Genomic DNA, 16,326 nt, shown 5'->3' on the forward strand with positions numbered 1-16,326 from the left:
GCGATCTCAAGGCCGTCCCCGCCGGCAAGCCGTGCTGCTACGGGGTTGTGGGTGTACGAGATAATTCTGTTCAACCCCGAACCGTAGCAGCCGGGCTTGCCCGCGGGGGCGATTTCGAGGGCGCAAACGCCCCCAAGCCGTGTTGCTACGGGGTTGCGGGTGTACGCGATGATTCCAATTCAACCCCGCCCCGTAGCAGTCCGGCTTGCCGGCGTCAGCGATCTCAAGGCCGCCCCCGCCGGCAAGCCGTGCTGCTACGGGGTTGCGGGTGTACGCGACATCCTGTTCAACCCCGAACCGTAGCAGCCGGGCTTGCCCGCGGGGGCGATTTCGAGGGCGCAAACGCCCCCGAGCCTCGCGGCGACTAGACTCTCCTTTCCATTCCCCCAACCGAGGAGAGCCGCCATGCTCGCGAAAAACACTGTTTGCCTCTGGTTCGACGGCGCCGCGCAGCAAGCCGCCGAGTTCTATGCTGCGACCTTTCCCGACAGCAAGGTAACCGCCATTCACCGCGCCCCTAGCGATTACCCCATGGGCAAGGAAGACGATGTGCTGACGGTCGAATTCACGGTCATGGGCATTCCCTGCATCGGCCTGAACGGCGGGCCGATCTTCCCCCACACCGAGGCGTTCTCGTTTCAGGTCGCAACCGACGACCAGGAAGAAACCGACCGGCTGTGGAACGCCATCGTCGGCAACGGTGGTCAGGAAAGTGCCTGTGGCTGGTGCAAGGACAAATGGGGGCTGAACTGGCAGATTTCGCCCCGGGCGCTCACCTCGGCAGTCGCCCACCCGGACAAGGCCGTGGCCAAGCGCGCGTTCGCCGCGATGATGGGCATGACCAAAATCGACATCGCCGCCATCGAGGCCGCCGTCAAGGGCTGAGCCGGTCGCTGTCGCCGCTGGCAAGTTTCGGATACTCTGCGGCGTGCGCCGGGAAGGGGCTGTGCAGCCAGCTTTCCCGCTCCCCTGCAACAGGCTTGGAAACGGAAATCAGAACCCTACGATGGTCAAGCACACCGATCCGGACATGACCTTGCTGAAAATGCCTTCGCTCAAAGCGGTGAAGTCATTCGTGGCAGCGGCCAAGTATCAGAGTTTCACCCGCGCCGCGGAGGCGTTGTGCGTCACCCAGGCGGCCATCAGCCGACAGATTCGCGAGCTGGAGACCTACCTCGGTGTCGCGCTGTTCAAGCGGGTAGGGCGCGCGGTAGAGCTGACCGAGGCCGGGGCGATTTTCTTCGACGCCGCGCAGATGTCCTTCGTCAATATCTCCCAGGCCGCCGAGCGAATCCGCAGTCGCAACGCCGGCAAGCGCATGCTGACGCTGTGCTGCTCCCATGCGTTTTCCGCGCTGTGGCTGTCAGCCCGCTTGCCGGCGCTGTTCAGCCAGAACCCCGACATCGACCTGAACCTGATCACCACCCAGAACTTCCTGTCGATGGAGCCTGGCGTGCGCCCGGACATCTACATCACCAAGATGGCGAAGATTCAGGATGGCTATCGCAGCTACCCGCTGTTTCACGACGTGATCTACCCGGTGTGCACGCCGGCCTACCAAGAGGCTCACCCAGAGCTTGCGACCCTCAAGGGGTTGCGTGACGGCGGGCTGTTGAACCTGAGCCCCTATGGCCGCTCCCAGGTCGCCGAACACGTGGACTGGGGCGTGTGGCTGGCGTATCACAATATTGATATCGGCGAGCGCGCCCACGACAGTCCCCATGTGCTCAACGCCAACGACTACAACCTGGTGGTCAGCATGGCGCTTAACGATCAGGGCGTGGCCCTGGGCTGGAATCATCTGGTGACCGCGCTGATCGAGCAGGGGCGGCTGGTGCGCCCGATGGCGGAAGAGATGGTCCTCACCGAAAGCCTGCATTACCTGACCATCCGCGAGGATCGCGAGGCCGACGAGGCTTGTTGTCGGGTGCGTGACTGGCTGCTGGGTCAGTTCGACGGCTACCCGTTCCCTGCCGCGACGCAGCTGCATCGATAACATTTTTTTATGCATTGCCCAGCGTAAAAGTTGATTGTCCCAAGGTTCCAACGACACGTAATCTTCACACAAGCCGCACATGAACCCCGGCACATACCGGGGCTTGAGAAGCGGTAAAAAAGTCGGCGGGGCCTCCCCGGATGACTTTAAAACAAGAAACCGTCGTCACTGCCAATTGGGATAGATACGGTCTGACTATGCAAAAAACTGCTGCTACACCTCTGCCCTGTATCGATTCGTCCCTGAGCTTCATTCAGGCGTCGCGCCGATGCTGTTTATTCTGAAGATCCGGGTTTTTCCAGCACGTGCCTGATACCAGGATTCGTCTGGAAGAACGATGTAATACGCACCGCTGACCGAGTGAACGATTGATGCAACTTGAGGTTGCGTCCGGTGCGCCGTCGCACCTGCGTATTGCCCGATTTGTTATTTGACGGACATGTTTTCCGTGCAGCTAGAGCCACTTTATTGCTGCGCCAGGGCCCGGCCGTGCGCGTGATGCTGACAGAAAGTTACAGCCATTGATAATCGGAGAAGCGTCTTGAAATTCGAAGGCATATATACACCGGCAGTAACGCCCCATACACCTGAGGGTGAAATTGACTGGGATGTATTTTCGCAAGTGCTGGAGTCTCTGATCGAGGCCAAAGTGCACGGCATCATTATTGGCGGCTCCACCGGCGAGTATTACGCCCAGACCGCGCAAGAGCGCCTGCAACTTGCCGCTCGGGCCAAGGACATCATTGGCACGCAGGTTCAATTGATTATCGGCACCGGCGCGATCCGCACCGAAGACGCCGTGCTGTTCGCCGAAGACGCCAAGGCGCTCAAGGCCGACGCCATTCTGGTCACGACCCCACCATACGCGCTGCCCACCGACCAGGAAAACGCCATTCATGCATTGACCATCGACCGCGCCGCCAACTTGCCGATCATGTTGTACAACTATCCAGGCCGGATGTGCGTACAGATGAACGAGGAATACCTGGCGCGTGTCGGCAAGTCCAAGAACGTCAAAGCCATCAAGGAAAGTTCCGGCGATATGGGCCGCGTGCATCTACTGGCCCGTGAGTTTCCACACATTGCGTTGTCTTGCGGTTGGGATGATCAGGCACTCGAGTTCTTTGCCTGGGGGGCCAGAAGTTGGGTCTGTGCCGGTTCGAATTTCCTGCCTAAAGAGCACGTGGCCTTATATGAAGCCTGTGTGCTGGAAAAGAACTTCGATAAGGGCCGCCAGATCATGTCGGCCATGATGCCGCTGATGAACGCCCTGGACGGTGGCAAGTTCGTGCAATGCATCAAGTTCGGTTGCGAACTCAATGGTTTGAAAGTCGGTGATGTGCGCTCGCCACTTCGCCCGCTCAACAGCGACGACAAACTCAGCCTGCAGACCGTCATCACCAACGTGAAACGCACCGTCGCCCACATCACTTCCGGAGCCAGCCATGCGTGATCTTCTGACCAAGGCCGAATACGCCGCCATCGCCGCTTCCATCTCGTATCCGACCAATGCGTTTATCAACGGCGCATTCAAGCCAGCAATGTCCGGCAATACCTTCGCTACCAGCAACCCGGCCACGGGCGAGCACCTGACAGACATCGCGGCCTGCAACAGCGAGGACGTGGACTATGCCGTCAGCAAGGCCAAGGCGGCGTTCGACGACGGTCGCTGGCGCCTGCTGCCACCGGGTGAGCGCAAGGCGGTGTTGCTCAAGTTCGCCAAACTGCTGGAGCGCAATCGCCACGAGCTGGCCGTGCTGGAAAGCCTGGACAGCGGCAAACCGGTCAGTGAATGCCAACTGGTCGACGTGCCGGACACCATTCACACCCTGCGCTGGCACGCCGAGGTCATCGACAAGCTGTACGACCACACCGCCCCGGTGGGTAACGGCGCGCTGACCATGGTGGTGCGCGAGCCCATCGGTGTTGTGGGATGCGTGCTGCCGTGGAACTTCCCGCTGCTGATGCTGGCCTGGAAGATCGGCCCGGCCCTGGCCGCTGGCTGCTCGGTCATCGTCAAGCCTGCCGAGCAAACCACCCTGACCACGCTGCGGGTTGCGGAACTGGCCTTTGAAGCCGGTGTACCGGCAGGGGTGCTGAACATCGTCACCGGCACCGGCAAGGACGTGGGTGAGCCCATCGGCCTGCACAAGGACGTGGACATGGTGAGCTTCACTGGCTCCACCGCCACTGGCCGTCGCTTCCTGCATTACTCGGCCGATTCGAACCTCAAGCGCGTGGTGCTCGAGTGCGGCGGCAAGAACCCGGCCGTGGTGATGGACGACGCCGAGGACCTGGACCTGGTCGCCGAGCAAGTGGTCAACGGCGCGTTCTGGAACATGGGCGAAAACTGCTCTGCCACTTCGCGTCTGCTGGTGCATGCGTCGGTAAAGGACGAATTGCTCAAACGCATGGGCGCCTACATCCGCGAATGGAAGATGGGCGATCCGCTGGACCCGCAAAACCGCGTCGGCGCGCTGGTCAGCAGCGATCATTTCCAGAAAGTGAAGTCGTACCTGGACTACGCCAGCGCCGGCAATCTTGAAGCCGTGTATGGCGGCGACACCCAGGATGGCGTGTTCATCCAGCCCACCGTCATCGACGGCGTGGACCGCGACAGCCGCCTGTTCCAGGAAGAAATCTTCGGCCCGGTGCTGTCGGTCACCACCTTCAACTCCATCAACGAAGCCATCGCCCTGGCCAACGATACCGCCTACGGGCTGGCCGCGTCGGTGTACACCGGCAACCTGCGCCGTGCGATCAAGCTGTCCCGGGAAATCCGGGCCGGGATCGTCACCGTCAACTGCTTCGGCGAAGGCGACGCTTCCACCCCGTTTGGCGGCTACAAGGAGTCGGGCTTCGGCGGCCGTGACAAGTCGGTGTTCGCCCACGACCAGTACACCGAGATCAAGACCATCTGGATCGATGTCTCCGATCGCTCTGTAGACGAGACCGTAAAATGAGCGGCCATTCCATCAAGCGCCTTCCGGTAGACACCGGCGTATCAGGCTGGGAGGCGATCTCCACGCGTTCTGTCCCGGTGCGCATGCTTGATGGGAGCGTGTCGGCGGACTGGCTGATCATCGGCGCGGGTTTTGCCGGTCTGTCGGCCGCCCGCAGGCTGTCCCAACTGCGTCCACAGGACCGCATCGTGGTGGTCGACGCCCATGAAATCGCCAAGGGGCCTGCGGGGCGCAACTCAGGGTTCATGATCGATGTGCCCCACAGCCTGTCCAGCGGCGAGTATTCGGTGGGCGGGGAGTCGGCCACGGCGCTGGAGATCGAGCAGAACCGTTTCGCCATCGATTTCGCGGCCCAGGCGGCCGCCGAATACGGGATGTCGGCGCAGACCTTCGATCCGTCCGGGAAGATCAACGCCGCCGCCACCGAGCGCGGGCTGAAGCTCAACCTCAAGTACGCCCGGTCACTGGCCGGTATTGGCGAAAGACACGAGCTGTTCGATGCCGCGCAGATGCGTGAAATCACTGGCTCCGACTATTACCACGGCGGGCTGTACACGCCCGGCGCGGTGATGATCCAGCCGGCGCAGTACATCCGTGACCTGGCGGCGGGGCTGGACGGCAGGATCAGCCTCTACGAGCGCTCGCCCATCGTCGAACTTGCGAAAGCGGGCAGCGGCTGGGTCGCCAGGTCGCACAAGGGCCAGGTGTCGGCGCCCAAGGTGATTCTCGCGGTCAACGGCCACATCGAGGACTTCGGCCACTTTCAGGGGCGGCTGTTGCACGTGTTTACCTACGCCTCGATGACCGCAGGTTTCAGCCACGACCAGTTCAAGCGCCCCGTGACCGGCCACGACCGCTGGGCCTTGCTGCCGGCCGATCCGATGGGCGCCACGGTGCGCAAGATCACCGCCAACGGTCAGGCGCGCATCGTCATCCGCACCCGGTTCACCTACGACCCGAGCATCACGGTCACGCCCAGGCGGGTGGCTGGCGTGGCGGCCGAACAGCTGCAGTCGCTGCATGCACGCTTCCCGGAATTGCAGGGCACGCCCATGGAATTCAGTTGGGCGGGGCGCCTGTGCCTGAGCCGCAACAGTGCGCCAGCCTTCGGCGAAGTGGAAGAAAACCTCTACGCCGCCTGCTGTGAAAACGGCCTGGGCACGGTCAAGAGCACCCTGGCCGGGGTCATGGCCGCCGAGCTGGCAACCGGTACCGATTCGGTGTTCCTGCAGCGTTTCAGCCAGGGCTCGGGCCCGAGCAAATTGCCGCCCAGCCTGCTGACACGGCTTGGGGTCAACTCGGTCATCCGCTGGCAGGAACTGCGCGCAGGGCGGGAAGGGTAAAGGCTGCACCGCGTTTGAACAGAACAACCAACACTCAAGTTTCATCAACGTAGATCGGGGAATGCCATGAAGAAAATCTGGAAAGCCGTTTGCGCGGTGGCTGTCGCGGGCATGATGACGATGCCGGTTCACGCCGAAGAGAAGACCATCACCGTCGGCACCATGAACTGGGAAGACCTGACGCCCATCACCGGCATCACCAAAAAGGTCCTCGAAGACTCCGGCTACACCGTCAAGGTGGTGGAGTTTTCCGAGTGGGGCATTGCCTACGCCGCGTTGAGCAAGGGTGACGTGCAGGTCCTGGCTTCGCAGACCGACTACGCCGCCTCCGACTACTGGAACAAGAACAAGAACAAACTGGAGAAGCTGTCTCCGGTTTCCCACGGCCTGTATCAGGGCATCGCGGTGCCTAAATACGTGGACATCGATTCGGTCGATCAGCTCAACGCCAACGCCGACAAGTTCGGCGGCAAGATCATCGGCATCGAGCCAGGTTCGGGCCTGATGAAAGACGCCACCAACGCGGTCAAGGGCTATGACCTGAAACTGCAACTGGTCGAAGGCAGTACCGCGGCCATGACCGCAGCGCTCAAGTCAGCGGTCGATCGCAAGGAGCCGATCGCGGTGACCATCTGGGAACCGTCGTGGATGGTGCAGAAATACGACGTGAAATTCCTCAAGGACCCCAAAGGCATTTTTCCGCCACCTCAGGGTTACTACTGGATCGGTCACAAGGGCTTTTCCTCTGATTTCCCCCACGCCCGTGAGCTGATGGCGAGCGTCTACGTGCCGCTGCCGGACATCACCGCGATCAACACCCAGGTCAAGGACGGCAAGACCATGGATCAGGCCGTCAAGGACTGGACCGACAGCCACGCCGACCTGCTCAAACGTTGGGAAAACATCAAGAACTGAGCACGCGCTGTTTCTTTGCCACTGCCGCCTTTTGATCAATGAGAAAGGCCCGCCACAACGGGCTCGACGGGTTACGAACATGACTACGGCTAAAATAGACACAAACGAAGTGCTGGTGGATTGCCAGAACGTCTGGAAAATCTTCGGAAAAAGCGCACCTGCCGCGATGAACGCTGTCGTCCAGCAGGGCTTGACCAAGAGCCAGATTCTGCAGGACTACAGCTGCGTGGTCGGGGTCTCGGACGTCAGTCTCCAGGTTCGCCGTGGAGAGATCTTTTGCATCATGGGGCTTTCCGGCAGTGGCAAATCCACGCTGATCCGCCTGCTCAACAAGCTCATCACGCCCAGTTCCGGCAAGGTCATGGTCAAGGGCAAGGATTTGTCCTCGCTCAACCCTGCGCAGTTGCGTGAAGTCCGCGCCCGGCACATCGGCATGGTGTTCCAGAGCGTGGCCTTGCTGCCCAACCGCACGGTGCTGGAAAACACCGCGTTCGGCCTGGAAGTGCAGGGCGTGGGCAAGGCCGAGCGCTACCAGGTGGCCGAGCGCGCACTGGCCAAGGTGGGCTTGAGCGAGTGGACCCAGCGCTACCCGAGTGAACTGTCCGGCGGCATGCAACAGCGTGTCGGCCTGGCCCGTGCGATTACCGCAGACCCGGAAGTGATCCTGATGGACGAGCCGTTCAGCGCGCTCGACCCGCTGATCCGCCGGCAACTGCAAGACGAATTCCGTCAGCTGACCAAAGAGCTTGGCAAGTCAGCTGTCTTCATCACCCACGACCTGGATGAAGCGATTCGCATCGGTGATCGCATTGCGATCATGAAGGACGGCGCGATCATCCAGGTCGGCACCGCCGAGGACATCGTGCTCAATCCGGCGGACGATTACGTCGCCGAGTTCGTGGCGGGCATCTCCCGGCTGCACCTGGTCAAGGCGCATTCGGTGATGATCCCGGTCGAGCCGTTCAGGGCCGCCAACCCGACCTGCGACATCTCGCGGCTGATCAAGACCACACCCGGCGCCGACATCAACGAGCTGATCGGCCTGACCATGAAGTCCGAGCGCGATGCCCTGGCGGTGATCGACAACGGCAATGTGGTCGGAATCATCACCCCGCGTGACCTGCTGCGCGGCGTGCAGGGCATTCCCAACGAATTCGCGGCGGCTGGTGCGCCCACCGTACTGGAGACTTCGGCATGAACACTCCCGACTTTTCCAGCCAGTTCGATGAGGCCATCGACTCGGGGCTGTCGTGGCTTTCGGATCACGGCGAGGTGCTGTTCGATGCCGCCAACGCGGTGCTTTCCGGGGTCTACAAGGGTGTCTTGTGGTGCCTCGCGCTGCCGCCGTACTACATACTGGCGCTCATCATCGCGCTGATCGGCTGGCGCGCCATCGGCGCCCGGTTCGCGATCATCGCAGGCCTTGCGCTGGTGTTCTGCGCGCTGATCGGCCTGTGGCCCGAGACGGTCAGCACCCTGGCGCTGGTGCTCACCGCAACGCTGTTGGCGCTGGTGGTCGCGATTCCCCTGGGCGTGGTGGCGGGGCTGGCGCCGGCGTTCGACCGGATCGTCGACCCGTGCCTGGACCTGGTGCAGACCATGCCGCCCTACATCTACCTGCTGCCCGCCATCGCGTTGCTCGGCTACGGTCCGGCCACCGCATTGCTGGCGACCTTCATCGTCGCGCTGCCCCCGGCGCTGCGCCTGACGTCGCTGGGCATTCGCATGACGCCCCGGCACTTCATCGAGCTGGGCGAAGCCAGCGGTGTGACGCCCTTGCAGATGTTCTTCAAGATCCGCCTGCCGTTCGCCATGCCCAGCATCATGGCCGGGGTCAACCAGAGCCTGATGATGGCCTTTGGCATGGTGGTGATTGCCGGCATCGTCGGCTCCGGCGGGCTGGGTGAATCGATCTACGGCGCCGTGCGCACGCTGGATATCGCCAAGTCGATCAACGCCGCCATCGCCATCGTCATCCTGACCATGATCCTCGACCGCCTGGCCCAGAGTGCCGCCCGGTCGCGTATGGGAGAAAGCCAATGAGTGTCGCGGATTTCCGTTTTTCCCCGGGCGAAATCCTCGCCCCCGCCGTGGACTGGCTCAACGCCAACCTTCACGGGCTGTTCGTGCTCATCAGCCAGGTGGTCGAAGCTGTGTTGGGCGTGGTGGAGCGCGCACTGCTGGCGCCCCATCCCTATGTGCTGATCGCCATCGTCTTCGTCGCCGCCTTCTTCTTCGCGACCAAGCGGGTGGCGGTGTTTGCGGCCCTGATGTTGGCGTTCTGCCTGTTCTCGGGGCTGTGGACCGCGTCCATGCAGACCATCGCGCTGGTGTCGGTGGCGGTGCTGATTTCGGTGATGATCGCCTTTCCGCTGGGTGTGCTGGCGGCGCGAATCAAGCGCGTCGACGAGGCGTTCGCGCCGATCCTCAACATCATGCAGACCGTGCCGCCGTGGGTGTACCTGATTCCGGCTGTGATCCTGTTCAGCCTGGGCCGGGTCCCGGCGATCATCGCCACCATCGTCTACGGCATCCCGCCGATGCTGCGCCTGACCACCCTGGCCTTCAAACAGTTGCCCAAGGATTTGCTGGAACTGGGGCAGGCGTCCGGTGCCTCGCCCCGGGACATTCTGTTCAAGATCGAACTGCCGACCGCCGCACCGACGCTGCTGGTGGGCCTGAACCAATGCATCCTGATGTCGCTGGCCATGGTGGTACTGGCGGGACTTGTGGGGGCGGGCGGCCTTGGGGCTGAAGTCACCCGGGGGCTGTCACGTATGGAAATGGGCCTGGGCCTGCGCGCGGGGCTGGCGATTGTCGCCATCGCCCTGTTGCTGGACCGGCTGTCACGGGGCGCATTGCAGCGTCACGCTCCAAACAAGATGGTGTAAGGACGACATTATGAGACGCAGTTTTTTCTGTATCGATTCCCATGCCTGCGGCAACCCGGTGCGGGTGGTTGCAGGTGGCGGGCCGCTGTTGCCTTCGGTGTCCATGGCCGAGCGACGCGATATCTTCGTGCGCGACCATGACTGGGTGCGCAAGGCGCTGATGTTCGAGCCTCGGGGCCACGACATCATGTCCGGCGTCATCATCTACCCGTCGGTGCGCGAGGATTGCGACTTCGGCGCGCTGTTCATCGAGGTCAGCGGATGCCTGCCGATGTGCGGCGCGGGCACCATTGGCCTGTCCACGGTGGTGATCCAGGAAGGCCTGATAACACCCAGGGTGCCAGGCCGCCTGGCCATCGAAGCACCGGCGGGCAGGGTCGATGTCGAGTACCGCATGAATGGCGACAAGGTCGAGTCGGTCAAGCTGCTCAATGTGGCCAGCTATCTGCACAGCGCCGATGTGCTCGTCCAGGTGCCCGGTGTGGGCGCGCTGACGGTGGACATCGCCTATGGCGGCAACTTTTACGCCGTGGTCGAGCCGCAAGCGAACTGGCCGGGGTTCGAGGGGCAGACCAGCGCCGACATCGTCGCAATGAGCGTGAAGTTGCGCGCAGCGCTGGCCGATGTCAGCCACCCCGTGCACCCGGAGAACCCGGCCATCAGCGGAGTGCACCATGTCATCTGGTGCGACAAACCCCGCAGCGAACAGGCCGATGGCCGCTGCGCGGTGTTCTACGGCGACAAGGCCATCGACCGCTCGCCCGGCGGCACCGGAACCTCGGCGCGCATGGCCCAGTTGTTCAGCAAGGGGCGCCTGAAGGTGGGTGATACTTACCGCCACGAGAGCCTGATTGGCACGGTCTACGAAGGAAAAGTTGAGTCTGCGGCCAAAGTCGGTATTTTTGACGGCATGAAGCCCGGCATCACCGGCTGGGCCCATGTAACAGGCCACAACACCCTGTTCGTCGATGACCGGGACCCGCTTGCCCATGGCTTTCAGCTGGCGTAGGCAGGAAAGGTCGCGAATCCGGGCAGGCGATCTTTCAGTGCAGGTTGTACGAGAATAATAAGTGAAGAGCATCAGACAGCAGTTTGGCAACACGGGGCGGGGCAGACGTTGAGCGAAAGACGAGAGTTCAGCGGGGGCATGAAAGGCAAGAACCTCCGCTACCTGGACGACAGCCGCAAAGAGCCTTGCTCCCACACCCGGGCAGGGTTTCTGTTGCTGGAACACTTTTCATTGCCAGCCTTCACCCAGGCGCTGGACACCATTGTCACGGCCAACCTGCTGCGGCCCAGGCTGTTTTCCTCGAAGACCTTCGGCTTGCAGGAAGGCGAAGTCGTCAGCGACCTGGGGCTGGTCATTCGCCCGGACGCGCGCCTTGATGCCCCCGCGCTCAAGGACCTGGACCTTCTGGTGATCTGCGGCGGCTATCGCACTGAACTCAAAGCCAATGCCGAGTTGAGCAACCTGCTGGTGACCGCAGCGGAACTGGGCATCACCCTGGCAGGCCTGTGGAACGGCGCCTGGTTTCTGGGGGAGGCGGGGTTGCTCGAAGGCTACCGCTGCGCGATTCACCCCGAGCATCGCCCGGCGCTGGCGGAAATCTCCAAGGTCACCCACGTCACCAGCGAGGCCTTCGTGGTGGACCGCGACCGGCTCACGGCGTCCAGCCCCGCCGGTGCTTTCCACATGGCGCTGGAATGGATCAAGGAGCTGCACGACAAGGCGCTGGTCGAGGGCATCGAAGACATCCTGTCGTTCGAGGAATCGCGCTATCGGCGGATCAAGCCGAGCCGGCATATCTCGGTCAGCGCGCCGCTCAAGGAAGTGGTCAAGCTGATGGACGCCAACCTCGAAGAGCCGCTGGAGATGGACCAGTTGGCGGTCTACGCCGGGCGCTCGCGACGGCAGATCGAGCGCCTGTTCAAAGAGCAACTGGGCACCACGCCGCAACGCTATTACCTGGAGTTGCGCATCACCGAGGCCCGGCGCCTGCTGCAGCACACCGAACTGTCACAGGTCGAGGTGCTGGTGGCCTGCGGATTCGTCTCGCCCAGCCATTTCAGCAAATGCTACAGCTCCTATTTCGGCTACCGGCCGTCCAAGGAAAAGCGCCTGGTCAAGTAGGTGCTTCACATCCCCGTAGCAGTCCGGCTTGCCGGCGAACCTGTGACCCTCGTCTGGTCTGGATCTGTGGGAGCGGGCTTGGTCTGGGCCGCATTCGGACGAAGGCGGTGGGTCAAGCACCCTCGTGACGTCAGGCCTGACGCATTCGCGGGCAAGCCCGCTCCCACAGGTTTTCGTTACACCCGGAATGTGGGATCGCCGACGCCGGCAAGCCGGACTGCTACGGGGTTGTGTGGTGCCCACTATCCGCTGATGTCTCACGGTTCTGTGCGGCCCTTGCCTTCCCGGTTGTGACGATAGTGTCTGGCCAGGGCAAAGGGCGGCAGCCAGGCTTCGCGTCGTTCGGTCCAGAGTTCGTAAGTGGGGATGAATTGATCGGGAGCGTCCAGCGCTCCCAGGTTCAATTCCACTTCATCGCCGTTGCGGCCGAACACCGGCGAGCCGCAGCGCGGGCAAAAGTAGCGGCCGGCGTAGTCCCGTGTCTGGCCTTCGATGGTCACTGCGTCTTGCGGGAATATCGCCGAAATCTCGAACAGCGAGCCGGTGTGCTTTCTACAGTCCAGGCAGTGACACAACCCCACACGCCAGGGGCGGCCGACGGCCGTGATCCGCACATCGCCACACAGGCATCCGCCCTTCACGGTTTCCATGGCTGTCTCCTGTTTCTCGAAACTGCCAGTCTAGTCCGGCCCAGCCATCGAGCAAACGCTCAGCCACGAACGGCCGTCCGTGTCTAAACTCCCATCTCCAGAAGCTTTATGCCCCGAGCTTGGCATTGCGATTCATCGGTGTATATTGAATTCAAAATACAAAAACATGCACTGGAGGTAATGATGTCTGCTTCGTCCGATCGTCCCCTGTACCCCCGATTCAAGGGCCCGACTCTGCTGGGCACGCCGCTGCTCAACAAGGGCACGGCCTTCAGCCTCCGTGAACGTGAAATCCTGCACCTGACCGGCTTGCTGCCCGATCAGGTTGAAACCATCGAACAACAGGCCGAGCGCACCTACCAGCAGTTCAAGGCCTGTGGCACCGACCTTGAGAAGCATGTGTTCCTGCGCTCGGTGCAGGACTTCAACGAAACCCTGTTCTATCGCGTCGTCGACGATCATGTCGACGAGATGCTGCCAATCATCTACACCCCCACCGTCGGCAAGGCCTGCCAGGAATTCGCCCGGATCTACCGCAGCCATCGCGGCCTGTTCATCGGCATCGGCGACCAGGCGCGTATCGACGAAATCCTCGGCAACGTCACCAAGAACAACGTCAAGGTCATCGTGGTCAGTGACTGCGAGCGCATCCTGGGCCTGGGCGATCAGGGCGTTGGCGGCATGGGCATTCCCATCGGCAAGCTGTCGCTCTACACCGCCTGTGGCGGCATCAGCCCGGCCTATACGCTGCCGGTGGTGCTGGATGTGGGCACCAACAATCCGGCGTTGCTGGCGGACCCTGTGTATTTCGGTCGTCGCCAGGAGCGAGTGCGCGGCGCGGAATACGAGAGTTTCCTCCAGGCGTTCGTCGATGGGGTCAAGCGGCGCTGGCCGGGGGTGATCCTGCAATTCGAAGACTTCGCCCTGAGCAACGCCATGCCGTTGCTGGCGCGTTACCGTGATCAGTTGTGCTGCTTCAACGACGACATCCAGGGCACGGCGGCGGTCACTGTGGGCACCCTGCTGGCCGCGTGCAAGATGAAAGGGCAGCGCCTGTCGGAGCAGACCATCGCCTTCGTCGGCGCAGGTTCTGCCGGGTGCGGCATTGCCGAGCAGATCATCTCGGCCATGCAGCTGGAGGGCGTGAGCGAGGCGCAGGCGCGTCGGCAAGTGTATCTGCTCAACAGCAAGGGGCTGCTGACGGACAAGCAGACCGGGCTCTATGACTTCCAGGAACGTCTGTCGCACCCGACCGAGTCGCTGGCGCATTGGCAGTTCAGCGGGGACTGGCCGGTGTTGCAGGAGGTGGTCAGTAACCTCAAGCCAACGGTGCTGATCGGGGTGTCGGGCAAGTCGGGGCTGTTCACCCAGGAGATCGTGGAGACCATGTACGCGCACTGTGCGCAGCCCATCATCATGCCGCTGTCCAACCCGACCTCGCAGATCGAGGCGCACCCCAAGGACATCCTGCAATGGACCGAGGGCAAGGCGCTGGTGGCGACGGGCAGCCCGTTCCTGCCGGTCGAGCTGTTTGACAAGAAATTCCCGATTGCCCAGTGCAACAACTCCTACATCTTCCCCGGCATCGGCCTGGGCGCCATCGCGAGCAAGGCGACACGGGTGACCGAAGGCATGTTGATGGCTTCGGCCCAGGCGCTGGCCGAGAGTGCAGCGGCAGGGCAGATGCTGCCGCCGTTGCGTGATGTGCAGGCGGTGAGCAAGAAGATCGCGTTTGCCGTAGGCAAGGCCGCCCAGGCAGGCGGGGTGGCCCAGGAGATGTCCGACGAGGCGTTGCGCGAGGCAGTCGAGGCGAATTTCTGGAAGCCGGTGTATCGCGAATATGGGGTCAAGGAAGGTCAATGACCACGTGAGCCTGTGATCGGCGCCTGGCTCCCACAGGTTTTGGGCTGCACCCCGGAATTTGCGATCACCCTGGCCCCGTAGCAGTCCGGCTTGCCGGCGATGGCGATCATGAAGACGCCCCCGCCGGCAAGCCGTGCTGCTACGGGTTTGATGTGAAACCAAATCCAGCGAGCCCCCCTGTCCCGTAGCAGCCGGGCTTGCCCGCGGGAGCGATCTTGAGGACGCCGACGCGGGCAAATTGTGCCGCTACTTGCTGACCACCGCAGACCCTGTCGCCTCAACCGCCGCAGCCGCAGGCTGGCCGTACTCGAAGCGCTTCTGCGGTTTCATCCAGAACGACAGCACCACGCCGATCGCCAGCAAGCCAATGCTCACCATGAACGGCAACTGCCAGTTCGCGAACTTGTCGATCAGCAAACCCGCCGCCACAGGGCTGATGATCGCCGCCATGGCTGAACCGGTGTTCATCATGCCGCTGGCCGTGCCGCAATGATCAGGGGCGATGTCCATCGGGATCGCCCACATCGGACCAATCGTCATTTCAGAAAAGAAGAACGCCACCGCCAGGCAGCCCAGCGACACATACATGTCATGGGTAAACATCAGCGGCACCAGCGCCGCCAGGGTGCAGGTCAGGCAGATCGCGACCATGCGGCTGCGGGCGCGGTTCAGATCGCCGGTGCGCTTGTAGATGCGGTCGCTGACGATCCCGCCCAGGGTGTCGCCCACCACCCCGCCAAAAAACACCAGCGAGGAGAAGATCGCCGTGTTCTTCAGGTCCAGCCCCATGTTCATGAAATACATCGGCACCCAGCTCAACAACAGCCAGAGGGTCCAGCCATAGCAGAAGTACACGATGGTCACCGGTGCCATGCGCTTGAACAGCCGGCCCCACGGCAGCGCGATATTGCTCTTGGGCTTGGGCGGCGGCAGCACGTCCAGTTCCTGGCGAGAGATGCGCGGGTGGTCCTTGGGCTGTTCGGTGAACACCAGCATCCACAGCATCACCCAGACAAAACTGATCCCCGCGCACACGTAGAAAGACTCTCGCCAGCCGTAGGCTGCCATCACCGCGACCATCGCTGCCGGCGCCAGCGCGTTCCCCAGGCGAGCAAAGGCGTGGGTGATGCCCTGGGCGAAACCGCGTTGATCCTTGGGCACCCAGCGCGACATCGCCGCGGTTGCCGCCGGGAAGGTTGCGCCTTCACCCAGGCCCAGCAGCAGACGGGCGATGATCAGCGAGACAAAACCGCCGACCAGGCCGGTCAGCACCGTCGCGCCGGCCCAGATGATCCCGCATACCACCAGCGTGCGCTTGGCGCCGAAGCGGTCGCTGACCCAGCCGCCGATGATCTGGAAGACCAGGTAGGGATAGGCAAAAGCAGAGAAGACCAGGCCGATTTCGGTCTTGGTCAGGTTGAATTCCTTACCGAATCCGACCGCGGCGGTACTGACGTTGACGCGGTCCAGGTAGGTGATGAAGTACATGGCGCACAGCATGATGAGCACCACCGTGGTGGGGCGCAGACGTAAAGACTTCATGTTCTATCTCCAGTTTCTTGTTGTTCGCGCCA

General features: G+C 62.4%; 14 protein-coding genes. 12 read left to right on the top strand and 2 right to left on the bottom strand.

Annotated features, from left to right (window positions below):
- Positions 1-405: 405 nt before the first annotated feature.
- From ACIPO9_RS08060 to ACIPO9_RS08110, 11 genes are all read left to right on the top strand, one after another.
- Entirely contained in the window at positions 406-885 is a 480-nt protein-coding gene (locus tag ACIPO9_RS08060) for a VOC family protein (protein WP_400779928.1), read from the top strand.
- A gap of 121 nt (positions 886-1,006) precedes the next feature.
- Positions 1,007-1,996, top strand: a complete 990-nt coding sequence (locus tag ACIPO9_RS08065) for a LysR family transcriptional regulator (protein ID WP_400779930.1) — start codon at positions 1,007-1,009, stop codon at positions 1,994-1,996.
- A 541-nt stretch (positions 1,997-2,537) separates the two neighbouring features.
- Complete coding sequence (locus ACIPO9_RS08070) at positions 2,538-3,449, top strand: dihydrodipicolinate synthase family protein (RefSeq protein WP_400608479.1); 912 nt, start codon at positions 2,538-2,540, stop codon at positions 3,447-3,449.
- Positions 3,442-4,959, top strand: a complete 1,518-nt coding sequence (locus ACIPO9_RS08075) for an aldehyde dehydrogenase (RefSeq protein ID WP_400779932.1) — start codon at positions 3,442-3,444, stop codon at positions 4,957-4,959. The genes ACIPO9_RS08070 and ACIPO9_RS08075 overlap by 8 nt, the downstream gene beginning before the upstream one ends.
- The gene (locus tag ACIPO9_RS08080; RefSeq protein ID WP_400779934.1) at positions 4,956-6,302 is read left to right on the top strand and encodes an NAD(P)/FAD-dependent oxidoreductase; all 1,347 of its coding nucleotides are present in this window, start codon (positions 4,956-4,958) and stop codon (positions 6,300-6,302) included. Before ACIPO9_RS08075 ends, ACIPO9_RS08080 begins: the two co-directional genes overlap by 4 nt.
- A 66-nt stretch (positions 6,303-6,368) precedes the next feature.
- Positions 6,369-7,217 (top strand): glycine betaine ABC transporter substrate-binding protein, encoded by an 849-nt coding sequence (locus ACIPO9_RS08085; RefSeq protein ID WP_274131299.1) that lies wholly within the window; start codon positions 6,369-6,371, stop codon positions 7,215-7,217.
- Between the two features lie 79 nt (positions 7,218-7,296).
- Positions 7,297-8,415 carry a glycine betaine/L-proline ABC transporter ATP-binding protein gene (locus ACIPO9_RS08090; RefSeq protein ID WP_400779936.1) on the top strand — a complete coding sequence of 373 codons (1,119 nt, stop codon included), beginning with the start codon at positions 7,297-7,299 and terminating at the stop codon, positions 8,413-8,415.
- Positions 8,412-9,260, top strand: coding sequence for an ABC transporter permease (locus ACIPO9_RS08095; protein ID WP_400779938.1), 849 nt, complete (start codon positions 8,412-8,414; stop codon positions 9,258-9,260). The genes ACIPO9_RS08090 and ACIPO9_RS08095 overlap by 4 nt, the downstream gene beginning before the upstream one ends.
- The gene (locus ACIPO9_RS08100; protein ID WP_274131296.1) at positions 9,257-10,108 is read left to right on the top strand and encodes a proline/glycine betaine ABC transporter permease; all 852 of its coding nucleotides are present in this window, start codon (positions 9,257-9,259) and stop codon (positions 10,106-10,108) included. Before ACIPO9_RS08095 ends, ACIPO9_RS08100 begins: the two co-directional genes overlap by 4 nt.
- A 10-nt stretch (positions 10,109-10,118) precedes the next feature.
- Positions 10,119-11,117 (top strand): 4-hydroxyproline epimerase, encoded by a 999-nt coding sequence (locus ACIPO9_RS08105; protein ID WP_400779940.1) that lies wholly within the window; start codon positions 10,119-10,121, stop codon positions 11,115-11,117.
- Between the two features lie 108 nt (positions 11,118-11,225).
- On the top strand, positions 11,226-12,239 hold the full coding sequence (locus ACIPO9_RS08110; protein ID WP_400779942.1) for a GlxA family transcriptional regulator: 1,014 nt from the start codon (positions 11,226-11,228) through the stop codon (positions 12,237-12,239).
- Positions 12,240-12,496: 257 nt separating this feature from the next.
- Here the strand turns inward: ACIPO9_RS08110 and ACIPO9_RS08115 are convergent, their stop codons facing one another.
- Positions 12,497-12,889, bottom strand: coding sequence for a GFA family protein (locus ACIPO9_RS08115; protein WP_400779944.1), 393 nt, complete (start codon positions 12,887-12,889; stop codon positions 12,497-12,499).
- Positions 12,890-13,072: 183 nt separating this feature from the next.
- Between ACIPO9_RS08115 and ACIPO9_RS08120 the strand changes: the two genes are divergently transcribed.
- The gene (locus ACIPO9_RS08120; RefSeq protein WP_400779945.1) at positions 13,073-14,752 is read left to right on the top strand and encodes an NAD-dependent malic enzyme; all 1,680 of its coding nucleotides are present in this window, start codon (positions 13,073-13,075) and stop codon (positions 14,750-14,752) included.
- A 246-nt stretch (positions 14,753-14,998) separates the two neighbouring features.
- Here the strand turns inward: ACIPO9_RS08120 and ACIPO9_RS08125 are convergent, their stop codons facing one another.
- The gene (locus ACIPO9_RS08125; protein WP_400779947.1) at positions 14,999-16,294 is read right to left on the bottom strand and encodes an MFS transporter; all 1,296 of its coding nucleotides are present in this window, start codon (positions 16,292-16,294) and stop codon (positions 14,999-15,001) included.
- Between the last annotated feature and the right edge of the window lie 32 nt (positions 16,295-16,326).

The sequence above is a fragment of the Pseudomonas sp. NPDC090203 genome (assembly GCF_044746765.1).
Classification (GTDB): domain Bacteria; phylum Pseudomonadota; class Gammaproteobacteria; order Pseudomonadales; family Pseudomonadaceae; genus Aquipseudomonas; species Aquipseudomonas putida_AD.

Excerpts from the sequence above, each read along its gene's own strand:
- ACIPO9_RS08125 (WP_400779947.1), bottom strand. The coding sequence starts at position 16,294 with ATGAAGTCTTTACGTCTGCGCCCCACCACGGTGGTGCTCATCATGCTG.
- ACIPO9_RS08080 (WP_400779934.1), top strand. The coding sequence starts at position 4,956 with ATGAGCGGCCATTCCATCAAGCGCCTTCCGGTAGACACCGGCGTATCA.
- ACIPO9_RS08115 (WP_400779944.1), bottom strand. The coding sequence starts at position 12,889 with ATGGAAACCGTGAAGGGCGGATGCCTGTGTGGCGATGTGCGGATCACG.
- ACIPO9_RS08065 (WP_400779930.1), top strand. The coding sequence starts at position 1,007 with ATGGTCAAGCACACCGATCCGGACATGACCTTGCTGAAAATGCCTTCG.
- ACIPO9_RS08090 (WP_400779936.1), top strand. The coding sequence starts at position 7,297 with ATGACTACGGCTAAAATAGACACAAACGAAGTGCTGGTGGATTGCCAG.
- ACIPO9_RS08060 (WP_400779928.1), top strand. The coding sequence starts at position 406 with ATGCTCGCGAAAAACACTGTTTGCCTCTGGTTCGACGGCGCCGCGCAG.
- ACIPO9_RS08085 (WP_274131299.1), top strand. The coding sequence starts at position 6,369 with ATGAAGAAAATCTGGAAAGCCGTTTGCGCGGTGGCTGTCGCGGGCATG.
- ACIPO9_RS08120 (WP_400779945.1), top strand. The coding sequence starts at position 13,073 with ATGTCTGCTTCGTCCGATCGTCCCCTGTACCCCCGATTCAAGGGCCCG.
- ACIPO9_RS08105 (WP_400779940.1), top strand. The coding sequence starts at position 10,119 with ATGAGACGCAGTTTTTTCTGTATCGATTCCCATGCCTGCGGCAACCCG.
- ACIPO9_RS08075 (WP_400779932.1), top strand. The coding sequence starts at position 3,442 with ATGCGTGATCTTCTGACCAAGGCCGAATACGCCGCCATCGCCGCTTCC.
- ACIPO9_RS08100 (WP_274131296.1), top strand. The coding sequence starts at position 9,257 with ATGAGTGTCGCGGATTTCCGTTTTTCCCCGGGCGAAATCCTCGCCCCC.
- ACIPO9_RS08095 (WP_400779938.1), top strand. The coding sequence starts at position 8,412 with ATGAACACTCCCGACTTTTCCAGCCAGTTCGATGAGGCCATCGACTCG.